The organism is Streptococcus mitis, from assembly GCF_905187535.1.
Taxonomy (GTDB): Bacteria; Bacillota; Bacilli; order Lactobacillales; family Streptococcaceae; genus Streptococcus; species Streptococcus mitis_BS.
Map to the genome: position 1 here is coordinate 46,124 of NZ_CAJJIE010000005.1, position 16,426 is coordinate 62,549.

At 42.6% G+C, this 16,426-nt stretch carries 14 protein-coding genes; 12 read left to right on the forward strand and 2 right to left on the reverse strand.

The features are described from left to right. Positions 1 to 74: 74 nt before the first annotated feature. The 7 genes from purH (at position 75) to purB (ending at position 6,418) form a co-directional block, all read left to right on the forward strand. Positions 75 to 1,622 carry a bifunctional phosphoribosylaminoimidazolecarboxamide formyltransferase/IMP cyclohydrolase gene (gene purH / locus JQ841_RS02325; RefSeq protein ID WP_203180007.1) on the forward strand — a complete coding sequence of 516 codons (1,548 nt, stop codon included), beginning with the start codon at positions 75 to 77 and terminating at the stop codon, positions 1,620 to 1,622. A gap of 123 nt (positions 1,623 to 1,745) precedes the next feature. Next, entirely contained in the window at positions 1,746 to 3,008 is a 1,263-nt protein-coding gene (purD, locus tag JQ841_RS02330) for a phosphoribosylamine--glycine ligase (RefSeq protein WP_203180008.1), read from the forward strand. Between the two features lie 93 nt (positions 3,009 to 3,101). Continuing rightward, positions 3,102 to 3,218 (forward strand): phosphoribosylaminoimidazole carboxylase, encoded by a 117-nt coding sequence (locus tag JQ841_RS09840; protein ID WP_078228439.1) that lies wholly within the window; start codon positions 3,102 to 3,104, stop codon positions 3,216 to 3,218. Positions 3,219 to 3,249: 31 nt separating this feature from the next. Further along, positions 3,250 to 3,741, forward strand: a complete 492-nt coding sequence (gene purE / locus JQ841_RS02335) for a 5-(carboxyamino)imidazole ribonucleotide mutase (protein WP_203180009.1) — start codon at positions 3,250 to 3,252, stop codon at positions 3,739 to 3,741. Further along, complete coding sequence (purK, locus tag JQ841_RS02340; protein ID WP_049502323.1) at positions 3,728 to 4,819, forward strand: 5-(carboxyamino)imidazole ribonucleotide synthase; 1,092 nt, start codon at positions 3,728 to 3,730, stop codon at positions 4,817 to 4,819. Before purE ends, purK begins: the two co-directional genes overlap by 14 nt. A 9-nt stretch (positions 4,820 to 4,828) precedes the next feature. Next, the gene (locus tag JQ841_RS02345) at positions 4,829 to 5,056 is read left to right on the forward strand and encodes a hypothetical protein (protein ID WP_000614686.1); all 228 of its coding nucleotides are present in this window, start codon (positions 4,829 to 4,831) and stop codon (positions 5,054 to 5,056) included. A gap of 63 nt (positions 5,057 to 5,119) precedes the next feature. Then, complete coding sequence (gene purB, locus JQ841_RS02350) at positions 5,120 to 6,418, forward strand: adenylosuccinate lyase (protein ID WP_033685256.1); 1,299 nt, start codon at positions 5,120 to 5,122, stop codon at positions 6,416 to 6,418. A gap of 177 nt (positions 6,419 to 6,595) precedes the next feature. Here the strand turns inward: purB and JQ841_RS02355 are convergent, their stop codons facing one another. Next, complete coding sequence (locus JQ841_RS02355; protein WP_203180010.1) at positions 6,596 to 10,636, reverse strand: family 20 glycosylhydrolase; 4,041 nt, start codon at positions 10,634 to 10,636, stop codon at positions 6,596 to 6,598. A gap of 312 nt (positions 10,637 to 10,948) precedes the next feature. After that, a complete protein-coding gene (locus JQ841_RS02360; protein WP_001007193.1) occupies positions 10,949 to 11,665 on the reverse strand; it encodes a GntR family transcriptional regulator in 717 nt (238 codons plus the stop codon). A 318-nt stretch (positions 11,666 to 11,983) separates the two neighbouring features. On the opposite strand from JQ841_RS02360, the gene JQ841_RS02365 reads away from it, so the two are divergent. From JQ841_RS02365 to JQ841_RS02385, 5 genes are read left to right on the forward strand one after another with little or no spacing between them, the layout of a single operon-like run. After that, a complete protein-coding gene (locus tag JQ841_RS02365) occupies positions 11,984 to 13,771 on the forward strand; it encodes a glycoside hydrolase family 35 protein (protein ID WP_203180011.1) in 1,788 nt (595 codons plus the stop codon). Then, positions 13,768 to 14,244 (forward strand): PTS sugar transporter subunit IIB, encoded by a 477-nt coding sequence (locus JQ841_RS02370; protein WP_000156968.1) that lies wholly within the window; start codon positions 13,768 to 13,770, stop codon positions 14,242 to 14,244. The genes JQ841_RS02365 and JQ841_RS02370 overlap by 4 nt, the downstream gene beginning before the upstream one ends. A gap of 26 nt (positions 14,245 to 14,270) precedes the next feature. Next, positions 14,271 to 15,176 (forward strand): PTS mannose/fructose/sorbose/N-acetylgalactosamine transporter subunit IIC, encoded by a 906-nt coding sequence (locus JQ841_RS02375; RefSeq protein WP_000616990.1) that lies wholly within the window; start codon positions 14,271 to 14,273, stop codon positions 15,174 to 15,176. Beyond that, entirely contained in the window at positions 15,163 to 15,984 is an 822-nt protein-coding gene (locus JQ841_RS02380; RefSeq protein ID WP_000185287.1) for a PTS system mannose/fructose/sorbose family transporter subunit IID, read from the forward strand. The genes JQ841_RS02375 and JQ841_RS02380 overlap by 14 nt, the downstream gene beginning before the upstream one ends. Before the next feature lie 3 nt (positions 15,985 to 15,987). Then, positions 15,988 to 16,392, forward strand: coding sequence for a PTS sugar transporter subunit IIA (locus JQ841_RS02385; protein ID WP_000045700.1), 405 nt, complete (start codon positions 15,988 to 15,990; stop codon positions 16,390 to 16,392). The last annotated feature ends 34 nt before the right edge of the window (positions 16,393 to 16,426 follow it).

Below are 16,426 nucleotides of genomic sequence, written 5' to 3' on the forward strand. Positions count from 1 at the left end.
TTGGTAATCGTCTTCCTATACTTTATGAATCTAAAAATGCGTAGGTAGAGAGTTTTAAAATGAAAGGAACAAACATGACTAAACGCGCCTTAATCAGCGTCTCAGACAAAGCGGGCATTGTTGAATTTGCCCAAGAACTCAAAAAACTTGGTTGGGACATCATCTCAACAGGTGGGACCAAGGTTGCCCTTGATAATGCTGGGGTGAACACCATTGCTATCGATGATGTGACTGGTTTTCCAGAGATGATGGATGGTCGTGTCAAGACCCTTCATCCAAATATCCATGGTGGGCTCTTGGCTCGTCGTGATCTCGATAGCCACTTGGAAGTAGCCAAGGACAATCAAATCGAGCTCATCGACCTTGTAGTAGTTAATCTCTATCCTTTCAAGGAAACGATTCTCAAGCCAGGCGTGACCTATGCAGATGCGGTTGAGAATATCGATATCGGTGGGCCATCTATGCTTCGTTCTGCAGCTAAAAATCATGCCAGTGTAACGGTTGTGGTAGATCCTGCTGACTACGCTGTGGTTTTGGACGAATTGTCAGCAAATGGAGAAACTACTTATGAAACTCGCCAACGTTTGGCGGCCAAGGTTTTCCGTCACACAGCAGCTTATGATGCCTTGATTGCAGAGTATTTCACAGCTCAAGTCGGAGAAAGCAAACCTGAAAAGCTCACTTTGACCTATGACCTCAAACAAGCTATGCGTTACGGTGAAAACCCTCAACAAGATGCGGATTTCTATCAAAAAGCTTTGCCGACTGATTACTCCATTGCTTCAACAAAACAGCTTAACGGGAAAGAATTATCATTCAATAACATCCGTGATGCTGACGCTGCCATTCGTATCATCCGTGATTTCAAAGACCGTCCAACCGTTGTGGCTCTCAAACACATGAACCCATGTGGAATCGGTCAGGCTGATGACATCGAGACTGCTTGGGACTACGCTTATGAGTCTGACCCAGTGTCTATCTTTGGTGGTATCGTTGTTCTTAACCGTGAGGTGGATGCTGCGACAGCTGAAAAGATGCATGGTGTTTTCCTTGAAATCATCATCGCGCCAAGCTATACGGATGAGGCGCTAGCTATTTTGACCAATAAAAAGAAAAACTTGCGTATCCTTGCCTTGCCATTTGATGCTCAAGAAGCGAGCGAAGTGGAAGTGGAATACACAGGTGTTGTCGGTGGACTTCTTGTGCAAAATCAAGATGTGGTCAAAGAAAGCCCAGCTGACTGGCAAGTGGTGACCAAACGCCAGCCAACTGAGACAGAAGCGACAGCTCTTGAGTTCGCTTGGAAGGCTATCAAGTACGTCAAATCAAACGGTATTATCGTGACCAATGACCACATGACACTTGGCGTTGGCCCAGGTCAAACTAATCGTGTGGCCTCTGTTCGTATCGCCATTGATCAAGCTAAAGACCGTCTTGATGGTGCTGTTCTCGCTTCCGATGCCTTCTTCCCATTTGCGGATAACGTGGAAGAAATCGCCAAAGCAGGTATTAAAGCAATCATCCAGCCTGGTGGATCTGTCCGTGACCAAGAGTCTATCGAAGCTGCGGATAAATACGGCCTGACCATGGTCTTCACAGGCGTGAGACATTTTAGACATTAAGAATGTAAAGGAAAGAAAACAGTTTCTTTCCTTTTTTTTTGCGTAAAAACGTGGAGTGAAACAAGATTAAAACGAACGTTTGTGATATAATGTTAGTAAATAATTCGCAAAAGAGGTTGTGAGATGAAGCTGTTAGTTGTCGGATCGGGTGGTCGTGAACATGCCATTGCTAAGAAGTTGCTTGAGTCAAAAGACGTTGAAAAAGTCTTTGTAGCTCCCGGGAATGACGGGATGACTCTGGATGGTTTGGAGTTGGTAAATATCTCTATTTCCGAACATTCTAAATTGATTGAGTTTGCAAAAACCAACGATATTGCTTGGACCTTTATTGGTCCAGATGATGCCCTTGCGACTGGTATCGTGGATGATTTCCATGCAACTGGTCTCAAAGCCTTTGGTCCGACAAGATTGGCAGCTGAGCTGGAGTGGTCCAAGGATTTTGCCAAGGAAATCATGGTCAAATACGGCGTTCCGACAGCAGCCTATGGCACGTTCTCAGATTTCGAGGAAGCCAAGGCCTATATCGAAAAGCAGGGTGCGCCTATCGTAGTCAAGGCGGATGGCTTGGCGCTTGGGAAAGGTGTCGTTGTTGCGGAGACGGTTGAGCAAGCAGTCGAAACCACTCATGAGATGCTTTTGGACAATAAATTTGGGGACTCAGGTGCGCGTGTGGTTATTGAGGAATTCCTCGACGGAGAGGAATTTTCACTTTTTGCCTTTGTCAATGGTGATAAGTTCTACATCATGCCAACGGCTCAGGACCACAAACGTGCCTATGATGGCGACAAAGGGCCTAACACGGGTGGTATGGGTGCCTATGCGCCAGTTCCACACTTGCCACAGAGCGTGATTGACACAGCAGTGGAGACTATTGTCAAGCCAGTCCTAGAGGGCATGATCCAAGAAGGGCGTCCATATCTGGGAGTTCTTTACGCAGGGCTTATCTTGACAGCTGATGGACCTAAGGTTATCGAGTTTAATGCTCGCTTTGGAGATCCTGAAACTCAGATTATTCTACCTCGATTAACCTCTGATTTTGCCCAAAATATTACGGATATCCTCGATGGCAAGGAGCCAAACATCACCTGGACGGACAAGGGTGTGACTCTGGGTGTGGTTGTCGCATCTAACGGTTATCCGCTAGACTATGAAAAAGGTGTCAAGTTACCAGCCAAGACAGAAGGTGACATTATCACCTATTATGCAGGGGCTAAGTTTGCGGAAAATAGCAGAGCACTGTTATCAAACGGCGGACGTGTCTATATGCTCGTCACCACAGCAGATACTGTCAAAGAAACTCAAGACACCATCTACCAAGAACTCGCCCAACAAAAAACAGAAGGCCTCTTTTACCGAAAAGATATCGGAAGTAAAGCTATTCGATAAAGGTATAAGAAAAAGCGATGCAGTCGTCAAGTACGTTAATAGTCGTTTGATTTGCGAGCGTTAGCGAGCTAATATAGAACAATCACCGCTGTTGTGCAAGAACGATTGAATGACAATACAATTGTTCAGGGAAATTGGAAGACCTTGGGCTTCCGATTTAGGCATGAGACACCTTTGGTGGCTGCTGCCGTCCCTCACAACCTAAGGTGATTGAAAAAAGAAAGGAAAGAAAAGGAAAATCATGACCAAACCAATTATTTCCATCATCATGGGCTCAAAATCCGACTGGGCAACCATGAAAAAAACAGCAGAAGTCCTAGACCGCTTCGGTGTAGCCTACGAGAAGAAGGTTGTCTCTGCCCATCGCACACCTGCTCTCATGTTCAAGCATGCCGAAGAAGCGCGTAGTCGTGGTATCAAGATCATCATCGCAGGTGCAGGTGGCGCAGCTCATTTGCCAGGGATGGTCGCAGCTAAAACAACCCTTCCAGTCATTGGTGTGCCCGTAAAATCGCGTGCCCTTAGTGGTGTGGACTCGCTTTACTCTATCGTACAGATGCCGGGTGGCGTACCTGTTGCGACAATGGCTATCGGTGAAGCAGGAGCGACAAACGCTGCCCTCTTTGCCCTTCGTCTCCTTTCAGCAGAAGATCAGGCTATCGCGACAGCTTTGGCAGATTTTGCAGAAGAACAAGGAAAAATCGCAGAGGAGTCGACAAATGAGCTCATCTAAAACAATCGGAATTATCGGTGGCGGCCAGCTGGGTCAAATGATGGCCATTTCTGCTATCTACATGGGCCACAAGGTTATCGCGCTGGATCCTGCTGCAGATTGCCCGGCCTCTCGCGTGGCGGAAATCATCGTGGCTCCTTATAACGATGTGGATGCTCTTCGTCAGTTGGCGGAGCGCTGTGATGTTCTTACCTATGAATTTGAAAATGTCGACGCCGATGGTTTGGATGCTGTCATCAAGGATGGACAACTCCCTCAAGGGACAGACCTGCTTCGCATTTCCCAAAATCGGATTTTTGAAAAGGACTTTCTCTCAAATAAGGCTCAAGTCACTGTAGCACCATACAAGGTTGTGAATTCTAGCCAAGACTTGGCGGAGATTGATCTGTCCAAAAACTATGTCCTCAAGACTGCGACTGGTGGCTACGATGGGCATGGGCAAAAGGTCATTCGCTCAGAAGCAGACTTGGAAGAAGCCTATGAACTAGCAGATTCAGCTGACTGTGTCTTGGAAGAATTTGTTAATTTTGACCTTGAAATTTCTGTTATCGTCTCAGGAAATAGCAAGGATGTGACAGTCTTCCCAGTTCAGGAAAATGTCCACCGTAACAACATTCTATCTAAGACCATTGTGCCAGCTCGCATTTCTGAGAGTTTAGCAGACAAGGCCAAAGCTATGGCAGTGAGAATCGCTGAGCAACTCAACTTGTCTGGAACACTTTGTGTGGAAATGTTTGCGACAGCTGATGACATCATTGTCAACGAGATTGCCCCGCGTCCACACAATTCAGGACACTACTCAATCGAAGCCTGTGACTTCTCTCAGTTTGATGCCCATATTCTAGGTGTTCTCGGAGCACCATTGCCAGCCATCAAACTACATGCCCCAGCCGTCATGCTCAATGTTCTCGGCCAGCATGTCGAGGCTGCTGAAAAATATGTCACAGAAAATCCAAGCGCCCACCTCCACATGTATGGTAAAATAGAAGCGAAGCACAACCGCAAGATGGGGCATGTGACTTTGTTTAGTGATGCGCCGGATGAGGTGGAGGAATTTGGGAAAGGGATTGATTTTTAGTACAAGTCTATGATACAAATTATCGTTAATGCATTTATTGAAAAGGATAAGACTGGAGCAGTCGTTGAAGTCTTGTATGCTAGTAGTGATCACGAAAAGGTAAAGGCTAAATATGAAGAGCTAGTTGCTCTATATCCTGAAAACTATTTGGCAATTTATGATTTACCATTGGATACCGATCTCAATGAATTACTACACTATCCATCTGTGTTTATTGGGAAAGAGGAGTTTGAGTAGAAATCTTGCTTTACCTAGATAGCTTATTCCCAGCAGTTTAAGAAGAAAGGAAAAATTAACAACATGATCGACCGTTACTCTCGCCCTGAGATGGCGAATATTTGGAGTGAAGAAAATAAATACCGTGCTTGGCTTGAGGTGGAAATCTTGGCTGACGAGGCATGGGCTGAGTTGGGGGAAATCCCTAAGGAAGATGTAGCTTTGATTCGTGAAAAAGCGGACTTTGACATCGACCGTATTTTGGAGATTGAGCAGGAGACGCGTCACGATGTGGTGGCTTTCACGCGTGCAGTTTCTGAGACGCTTGGTGAAGAGCGTAAGTGGGTCCACTATGGTTTGACTTCTACCGACGTGGTGGATACGGCCTACGGTTATCTTTACAAGCAGGCCAACGACATCATCCGTCGTGACCTTGAAAACTTCACCAACATCATCGCTGATAAGGCTAAGGAGCACAAGTTTACCATCATGATGGGGCGTACCCACGGTGTGCACGCTGAGCCTACAACCTTTGGTCTGAAATTGGCGACTTGGTACAGCGAAATGAAGCGCAACATCGAGCGTTTCGAGCATGCGGCTGCTGGTGTGGAAGCTGGTAAGATTTCTGGTGCGGTTGGGAACTTTGCCAACATCCCACCATTCGTTGAGCAATATGTCTGCGATAAACTGGGTATTCGTGCCCAAGAAATCTCTACACAGGTGCTTCCTCGTGACCTTCACGCTGAGTACTTTGCAGTTCTTGCTAGCATTGCGACTTCTATCGAACGTATGGCGACTGAGATTCGTGGTTTGCAAAAATCAGAACAACGTGAAGTGGAAGAATTCTTTGCTAAAGGGCAAAAAGGTTCATCTGCAATGCCTCACAAACGCAACCCTATCGGTTCTGAGAACATGACAGGTCTAGCGCGTGTTATCCGTGGTCACATGATTACTGCCTATGAGAACGTAGCTCTCTGGCACGAACGTGATATCTCTCACTCATCAGCTGAGCGCATCATTACACCAGATACGACTATTTTGATTGACTACATGCTCAACCGTTTTGGAAATATTGTCAAGAATTTGACAGTCTTCCCAGAAAACATGATCCGCAACATGAACTCGACTTTTGGTTTGATTTTCAGTCAACGTGCTATGTTGACCTTGATTGAAAAAGGAATGACCCGTGAGCAAGCCTATGACTTGGTACAACCAAAAACAGCCTACTCTTGGGACAATCAAGTAGACTTTAAACCACTTCTTGAAGCAGATCCAGAGGTAACTTCTCGCCTCACTCAAGAAGAAATCGATGAAATCTTTAACCCAGTTTATTACACTAAACGAGTGGATGATATCTTTGAACGTCTAGGACTTGGTGATTAATTAAAAAAAGAGGCTGGGTATCCAGTCTCTTTAAAATCATAAAAACGCATATTATCAGGTGTTGAGAACCTTGGTAATATGCATTTTATTTTGGAAAGATTTATTTCTTTTTCTTCTGAAATTGAGTTTTATACTCAGCTCTCATTAGGTCTCTGGATATAAATCTTTCATTTTATCTTATTGAATCCATTCGCCGTCGGCATTTACAGCGTAGCCATCAATTGTTGTGTTGACAGCTAAGGCTCCTGAAGGGTATGAATAATACCATTTATCTTCAACTTGGAACCAACCAGTTTTCATTGTACCTGAGTTGTCAAGATAATACCATGTATCTCCTTGGTTGACCCAGCCGGTTTGCATGGCACCTGAGTCGTTGAGATAGTACCATGATCCACCTTGATCGATCCAACCAGTTTGCATAGCACCTGAGTTATCAAGATAATACCATGTACCATTTACTTTCTGCCAACCAGTTTTCATTACACCAGACTCATCTAGGTAGTACCATGCTCCGTCTTTAACCCAACCGGTCTTCACTTTATCTGCATGATCATAGTAATACCATTTGCTTTCAATTAATTTCCATCCAGGTTTACTATTTTTACCATCTGCTAATTGATGAGTGATTCCGTTAGCAGAGTTAGATTCAGCCTTAGGCCCGCTTTCAACAACTACTTTGAAAGGAGTTTCTGTTCGGCTAGGCTCTTCCTTAGGAATGTCTAGTCTAGGTTTTTCTTCTGCGATTGGAGCAAGGCCATTCTCATCGCCGACATGTGTAATTGGTGCTCCGAATTCCACAATTTGATCGACAGGTTCTTTGGTTACTTGACTATCTAGAACTGTTTCGCTGGCCTTTCCATTTTCAGTAAGAACAGATACGTAAGAAGTGCGTTCACCTAGAACTCCAGCTTTGACAACTTTTTCTTGGCCTGCTGGGAGATTCGGATTTTCTTTTCGAATGACTTTAAACGGAATGCTTTCTGTTTTCACAACTAGTTCAGGTTTGGTTTCAACGTTAGCAGCTAGTTCATTTTCATCTAGGCTTCCTGAATGAGTTGCAGCTGGTTTGAGGCCTTGAAGAGCGGCCTTGAGCTTACCTACTAGTGCGTCTAATTCAGCTTGTTTGCTGCGGTTGAGGTTAAGGTTCAGTCCATCTTTTGCTGCCTTGAGTGCAGCTAGGCTCTCTGTGCTGTATCCGTCTAAGTTTGTAGGAATTTTAGCTAATTCTTCGCGGAGAGCATTATAATTAGCACGGAAGTAGTCTTTGTTGTGGTCTGCAAAGGCAGCCATGAGTTCAAAGATTTCCTCTTCCTTGTATTCAGCGCTTGGTTTATCTGCCCATATAGCTAACATACTACCAACTGTTGGAAGGTCAACTTCAGGATATTTGGTAGAAGCTAGTTGATTGAATGGAACTTTTCCAGAATTTTCAATTGCCTTTGAAAGAGGATAAGCTTCATCTTGTTTGTGATTTCCTAAAACATAGTACCAGTCACCGTTGGTATTCAAGAATTTATAACCTTTACTTGCTAGGTATTGAGGTGAAGCAAGGTTGTAACCCCACCAGCCTTTAGACCAGTAAGAAATCAGGACATCTTTATCAAATTCAGCATCGTCCTTGTCTTCATAATAGAAACCATCGTTGAAGGCCATTGGTTGTAGCCCTCTTTCCTTGGCCATAGCAGCTAGGCTGTTAGAATAATCTGCGAACTTGTTATAGAGTCCATACCATTTGAGGTAGTACCAACCTTGGGCGTTGGTCGCATCGTTAGCGTATTCGTCAGTACCATAGTTGAAAATCTTTGATTTATCAGCAAAGTAATCCATGTACTTACCGATAAGGGCTTTAGTAAATCCAACTGCTTCTTGATTTTCAAGGTCCATGGTTGTTTTTGAAACCTTATCAAAGTTGGCTTGAGGATTTGTGATGCCAAGTTTTTCCATGGCAACCAGCATAGCGTCCATATGTCCTGGACTATTGATAGCTGGAATCAGACCAATACCTTTTTCCTTAGCGTATTTAGCAAGCTCTGTCACTTCTGCCTGTGTCAATGCAGTACCATTTGGATCGTCGTAGTAAGCTTTCGTTCCTTCGATAATAGCTTTTTTAACGTCATCACTAGCATAGGTTTTTCCGTTGGCAGTAATAGTCATATCATCGAGTAGGAAGCGAAGTCCATCATTTCCTAGAAGGAGATGGGCATCAGAATATCCGAGTTCACTAGCCTTATCTACGATACGTTTAAGTTGATCTAGAGAGAAGTATTTGCGACCTGCATCGATGGAAATGACTTTATTCTTATTCAGTTTTTCAAGTTCGCGTTTAGCATCTTCTTCTTTTTGAGCTTCTGGTGTAAAGACTAAGTTTTTGATAGCTTCTTGAAGGTTAACAATTGCCTGATTAATGGTATCCTGTTGAGCACGGCTGAGATTGCTATCGAGCGAACGGATGGCTTTTTCAGCTTCTTTTACAGCAGCAAAACTTTCAGCAGTATAGCGGTTAGAGTCTTTTGGTATAGTTTCTAGTGCTTTTTCTGCAGGTTGGTAGTTGGCTCCAAAGTATTCAGCGTTGGCATTTGCAAAATGACGCATGAGTTTGAAGAGGCGAGATGGAGAATAACGTGCAGATGGGGTATCGGCCCAAGCAGCTACCATACCACCGATGATTGGGACATCAGCTCCTTCTGTTTTGGGTACAGAAGTGATTGGTGTGTTTTTAATACCATTGAGCCCCTGATCGAGATTGTACCAACCTTGGCCATCAGCGTTTCGTCCAAGAACGTAGTACCAAGCATCATTGGTATTAAGGATTTGGTGACCTTTTTCAGCTAGTAGTTTAGAAGAAGCAACGTCGTAGCCTCCCCAACCACCAGTCCACATAGAAACGATGATGTCTTTGTCAAAACTACCAAAGCTTGTGTCGCTATTGTAGTAGATACCGTCGTTAAAGGCCATTGGTTTGAGACCGTGAGATTTTACAATACGAGCGAGGTCATTAGCGTAAGAGATGAATTTTTCATATCCTTTTTCAGGGTAACCTTCATTTGGATAATATTTATCAGCTTGAAGCACACTCCAACCTTTAGCATCTGTCGCATCATTGGCATATTCATCTAGTCCAATATTGAAGATTTCAGATTTGTTAGAGAAGTAGTTAGCGTATTTGTCAATCAGAGTTTTTGTGAAATCGACTGCTTGTTTATTATTTAAGTCAACAGTTCGTTCAGATTTTGTACCAAAATAATCAAAGTTAGGATTTTCAATGCCAAGTTCTTTCATAGCATGGAGAATAGCATCCATATGTCCAGGACTATTGACAGTTGGAATCACTCCAATTCCTTTATCTTTGGCATAATTAATCAAATCTGTCATCTGACTTTCAGTGAGATGGTTACCATTTGGATCATCGTAATAAGCATTTGTTCCATTTTCAATGGCGCGTTTGACATCATCACTCGAGTAGGTTTTATCGCCCACTTTCATAGACATATCATCCAGCATGAAACGGAGGCCATCGTTCCCTACCAAGAGATGAAGATCTGTGTAACCATATTCTTTCGCTTTATCGATGATTTCTTTGAGCTGCTCAGGTGAGAAATATTTACGTCCAGCATCAATTGAAACGATTTTTCGTTTAGCTAATTTTTCGTTTTCAGTTGCAGCACCTTCCTTTCCTGCCTCTGTTGCCAGTTTGTCAGCCTCTGCTTTCGGTTCATCTTTCTTAGCATCTTTTTCAGCTGGTTTATCCTTGTCAGCTTCTGGTTTATCAGTCTTATCTGTATCCGACTCTTTAGAATTAGCCTCTTTCGGAACTTCCTTTTTAGGGCTAGTTTCCTCTGCCTTTTTATCGGTAGTTTCTTTTTCAGCAGAAGTTGGAGTTACCACTTCTTCTTTATCACTAGGAGTTGAACTAACTTCCTCTTGTGGTTTTTCTTCTGTTTTTGGAAGACTAGCTACCGTATCAGTAGTCGGAGTTTCCGTTTCTACAGTTTTTGGAGCTTCTGGTTGAAGCTCTGCTTTAGGTGTTTCCTCAGTCCGATTTTCGGATGGTTGAGGGGAATCGGAAACCGTATGGATGGTCGGTTGGTTTTCCGTAGTAGTAGGAGTAACTCCATCGGCTGCAACAGCCTGTGCTTGGAAGGCAAATCCAATTAGAACAGAAGCTGCTCCTACAGCGTATTTACGAATGGAAAAACGTTGTTGTTTTTCTTGTTTCATTGCAAAACCTCCTGATTGTATTTTATATTGATAGCGTTTACATAAAACAACACCCTTATTTTATTTCTTATATTAATAAGAGTCAAGAGGAGGTGATAAAAAACTATAATAAGTATAAAAAAATATAAAATTTAAGCTTAAGATTTCAGATTGGTTGTAAAAGAAACATATATATATTTAGTAGAAATTTTTTAGCCCTATTTCTATAAAATACTCTACAAACTATAGAATCTACTATAAAAGGTAAGCGCTACCTTTTTGGTATGGTATAATAAGCATAGAAAAAGCCCAAGCAAGGCTTAGGCTTTCTTCTTAGTGATCACGGTCACATGAAATGAATTTGATTTTGTAGTAATCTGCGCGTTTATATGTTTCGCTGTATGCGAGAACTTGACCAGTAGACTCTAGTTTAGTAGTCTTGGTTTGTAAAACGGTTGGGAATTGTTCATCGACTCCGAGGATTGAAGCCGCATGTTCTGGAGTTGGAAATGCTATTTCATTGATTTCTTCAAAATGTTCATCATTCATGTGAATGTGGTAATCCAATTTGAAACGGTTATAGATAGAGCTATAATATTCAAGATTTGGATAATTTGCGTTGATGTATTGTTCTGGGATGTAAGATGTATGGTAGATGTACACAACACCACCTGTTTCGCGAACGCGTTCAATCTTGTAGTAGAACTGATCTCCGCGTAGTCCAAGTTTTTCTAAGTAGCTTAGTTTATTTCCACGCTCAATAGAAAGGACGGTAACTTTATCATCTTTAGTTTCAAAAACTTCTACATCTGAAAACTCTACGAGTTTGTGTTTGCGTGCGCGTGAAACGAATGTACCCTTTCCTTGTTGACGGACAATATAGCCATCCTTGGCAAGGTCGTTTAAAGCGCGAACAACTGTGATAGAACTAACATCATACATTGCAATCAATTCAGCTTCAGTGTAGAATTTATCTCCACTGGCAAATTGACCAGAAATGATTTTGTTCTTTAACTCATCTTTAATATATTGATACTTTGGAATTGCCATATTTTCACCTCGATTTTCCTTCTCCGTTAAAGATTTTACCATAAAACTGGAAAGAATAGTAGCCTTTTGAATAAAAAAATTAGAATAATAGGCTATAAGGTTAATTTACATAGGAATAAATAGAAAAACCTACATTTTTATACATGGTGCTAAAATGTTGTTATGACTATAGATTACAAGATTTTTATAAGTTTTTTGTGTAAAATTTAGTGAAAAATGAAAAAAATTGTGAAAACCTATTGACAAATGTAAGATATTGAGATATATTTACTATATCAACAAATGAAAGCGTAAACTTTATTGTCAGAAGGTAAGAATATGACACGATTTGAGATACGGGATGATTTTTATCTCGATGGAAAATCATTTAAGATTTTATCTGGCGCCATTCATTATTTTAGGGTTCCTCCAGAAGATTGGTATCATTCGCTCTATAACTTGAAGGCTCTTGGTTTTAATACAGTAGAGACTTATGTGGCCTGGAATTTACACGAGCCTCGTGAGGGTGAGTTTCACTTTGAAGGAGCTCTGGATTTGGAGCGATTTCTTCAGACAGCACAAGATTTGGGTCTCTACGCTATCGTTCGTCCCTCTCCCTTCATCTGTGCGGAGTGGGAATTCGGTGGCTTACCAGCTTGGCTTTTAACCAAAGATATGAGGCTTCGTTCCTCAGATCCTGCTTATATTGAAGCTGTCGGTCGCTACTATGACCAGCTCTTGTCACGGTTGGTGCCACATTTGTTGGACAATGGTGGCAATATCCTTATGATGCAGGTTGAAAATGAGTATGGTTCTTATGGCGAAGATAAGGCTTACCTAAGAGCAATTCGACAGTTGATGGAAGAGCGTGGCGTAACCTGTCCTCTCTTTACATCAGATGGTCCATGGAGAGCTACTCTGAAAGCTGGAACCTTAATCGAAGATGACCTCTTTGTAACAGGAAACTTTGGTTCTAAAGCTCCGTACAACTTTTCACAGATGCAGGAATTCTTTGATGAACATGGCAAGAAATGGCCGCTCATGTGTATGGAGTTCTGGGATGGCTGGTTCAATCGTTGGAAAGAACCGATTATCACACGGGATCCCAAAGAATTGGCAGATGCAGTTCGAGAGGTTTTGGAACAAGGTTCCATCAATCTTTACATGTTCCATGGTGGTACAAACTTTGGCTTCATGAATGGTTGCTCGGCTCGAGGAACCTTGGATTTGCCACAAGTTACATCTTATGATTACGATGCCCTTCTGGATGAAGAAGGAAATCCAACTGCTAAATACTTAGCAGTCAAGAAGATGATGGCAACCCACTTCCCAGATTATCCACAGTTGGAACCACTCTATAAGGAAAGCATGGAGATAGGGTCCATTCCATTGGTCGAAAAAGTTTCCTTGTTTGAAACTCTGGATAGTCTCTCTAGTCCTACTGAAAGCCTCTATCCAAAAGCGATGGAAGAACTTGGTCAAAGTTATGGCTACCTTCTCTACCGCAATGAGGCAAGTTGGGATGCAGAAGAAGAACGTCTCCGTATCATCGATGGACGTGACCGAGCTCAGCTCTTTGTAGATGGTCAATGGATTGCTACTCAATACCAGACAGAGATAGGTGAAGATATCTACTGTCAGGGCAATCGAGAAGGCTTTTCAGAAATTGACATCTTGATCGAAAATATGGGGCGTGTCAACTACGGTCATAAGTTCTTGGCAGATACGCAACGTAAAGGAATTCGTACAGGTGTCTGCAAGGATCTACATTTCTTACTGAATTGGAAACAATATCCACTGCCACTGGATAATCCTGAGAAAATTGATTTTTCAAAAGGATGGACAGAAGGACAGCCAGCCTTTTACGCTTTCGACTTTACGGTCGAAGAGCCGAAGGATACCTACTTAGACTTGTCTGAGTTTGGTAAGGGAGTTGCCTTTGTCAACGGGCGTCACTTAGGACGTTTCTGGAACGTCGGCCCGACCCTCTCACTTTATATCCCTCATAGCTATCTCAAGGAAGGTGCTAACCGCATCATCATCTTTGAAACTGAGGGCGAATATAAAGAAGAGATTCATTTAACTCGTAAACCTACACTAAAACACATAAAGGGGGAAAACTTATGACAATTGTAGGATGCCGTATCGATGGACGTTTGATCCACGGTCAAGTAGCCAATCTTTGGGCTGGAAAACTAAATGTTTCACGCATTATGGTTGTAGACGACGAAGTTGTTAACAACGATATTGAAAAGAGTGGTTTGAAACTTGCGACACCACCAGGTGTGAAACTCAGTATCTTGCCAGTTGAGAAAGCAGCAGCAAATATCCTTGCTGGTAAATACGATAGCCAACGTCTCTTTATCGTTGCACGTAAACCAGACCGTTTCCTTGGTTTGGTCGAAGCAGGTGTTCCGCTTGAAACACTCAACGTCGGCAATATGTCTCAAACACCAGAAACTCGCTCTATCACACGTTCTATCAACGTGGTAGACAAGGATGTGGAAGATTTCCACAAACTAGCAGAAAAAGGTGTGAAACTCACTGCTCAAATGGTTCCAAATGATCCAGTTTCAGACTTTTTGAGCTTATTAAAATAGGAAAAAATTTTTAGGAGGTCATTGTTATGATACAATGGTGGCAAATTTTACTTCTCACTTTGTACTCAGCTTATCAAATCTGTGATGAGTTGACAATCGTTTCATCTGCAGGTTCCCCTGTATTCGCTGGTTTCATTACTGGTTTGATCATGGGAGATGTGACAACTGGTTTGTTTATCGGTGGTAGCTTGCAGTTGTTCGTTCTCGGGGTTGGTACCTTTGGTGGTGCTTCTCGTATCGACGCAACTTCTGGTGCGGTTCTTGCAACAGCATTCTCTATCTCTCAAGGTATTGATACAGATCTTGCGATTACAACAATCGCTGTACCAGTAGCAGCACTTTTGACATACTTCGACGTTCTTGGACGTATGACAACTACTTTCTTTGCACACCGTATTGATGCTGCGATCGAACGCTTTGACTACAAAGGTATCGAACGCAACTACCTACTTGGTGCGATTCCATGGGCTCTTTCTCGTGCCCTTCCAGTATTCTTCGCCCTTGCTTTCGGTGGAGAATTCGTACAAGGTGTTGTAAACCTTGTTAAAGAATACCAATGGGTTGCAGACGGTTTGACTCTTGCAGGTCGTATGCTTCCAGGTCTTGGATTCGCTATCTTGCTTCGTTACCTTCCAGTTAAACGTAACCTTCACTACCTTGCTATGGGATTCGGTTTGACAGCTATGTTGACTGTTCTTTACTCAAACGTAACAAGTCTTGGTGGAGCAGTTGCTGGAATCATTGGCACTCTTCCTGCTGAAGTTGCTGAAAAAATTGGCTTTGTTAACAACTTCAAAGGATTGTCTATGATCGGTATCTCTATCGTGGGTATCTTCCTTGCAGTTGTTCACTTCAAGAACAGCCAAAAAGTTGCTGTAGCAGCACCTTCTACACCATCAGAAAGTGGGGAAATCGAAGATGACGAATTCTAATTACAAACTAACAAAAGAAGATTTTAATCAAATCAACAAACGTAGCTTGTTTACTTTCCAATTAGGTTGGAACTACGAACGTATGCAAGCTTCTGGTTACCTTTACATGATCTTGCCACAATTACGTAAAATGTATGGGGATGGAACTCCTGAATTGAAAGAAATGATGAAAGTTCATACTCAATTCTTCAATACTTCACCATTCTTCCACACTATTATCGCTGGTTTTGACCTTGCCATGGAAGAAAAAGATGGTGTGGGTTCAAAAGATGCCGTTAACGGTATCAAGACAGGTTTGATGGGACCATTTGCTCCTCTTGGAGATACAATCTTTGGTTCACTTGTACCTGCTATCATGGGATCTATCGCAGCAACTATGGCTATCGCTGGCCAACCATGGGGTATCTTCCTTTGGATCGCAGTTGCAGTTGCTTATGACATCTTCCGTTGGAAACAATTGGAATTTGCCTACAAAGAAGGGGTTAACCTTATCAACAACATGCAAAGTACTTTGACAGCTTTGATTGACGCTGCATCTGTACTTGGTGTCTTCATGATGGGTGCTCTTGTAGCAACAATGATCAACTTTGAGATTTCTTACAAATTGCCAATCGGTGAAAAGATGATTGACTTCCAAGACATCTTGAACTCAATCTTCCCACGTTTGCTTCCAGCAATCTTTACTGCCTTTATCTTCTGGTTGCTTGGTAAGAAAGGTATGAACTCTACTAAAGCGATCGGTATCATTATCGTTCTTGCAGTAGGTCTTTCATTCATCGGTAAATTCTTGCTTGGAATGGGCGCATAATTTATGAGTAAATCATTAATTTTGGTGAGTCATGGTCGTTTCTGTGAAGAACTTAAAGGTAGCACAGAAATGATCATGGGTCCACAGGACAACATTCATGCAGTGGCCCTTCTTCCAGAAGATGGTCCAGAAGAATTTACTGCAAAATTTGAAGCTGCTATCGAAGGATTGGATGATTTCCTAGTCTTTGCGGACCTTCTCGGTGGTACACCATGTAACGTGGTAAGCCGTTTGATCATGGAAGGTCGCGACATTGAACTCTACGCAGGAATGAATCTTCCAATGGTGATTGAATTTATCAATGCCAGCCTTACAGGCGCAGATGCGGACTACAAGAGCCGAGCTGCAGAAAGCATTGTAAAAGTCAACGATCTGTTAGCGGGCTTCGATGATGACGAAGATGAATAATACTCTTCGAAAATCAAATTCAAACCACGTCAGC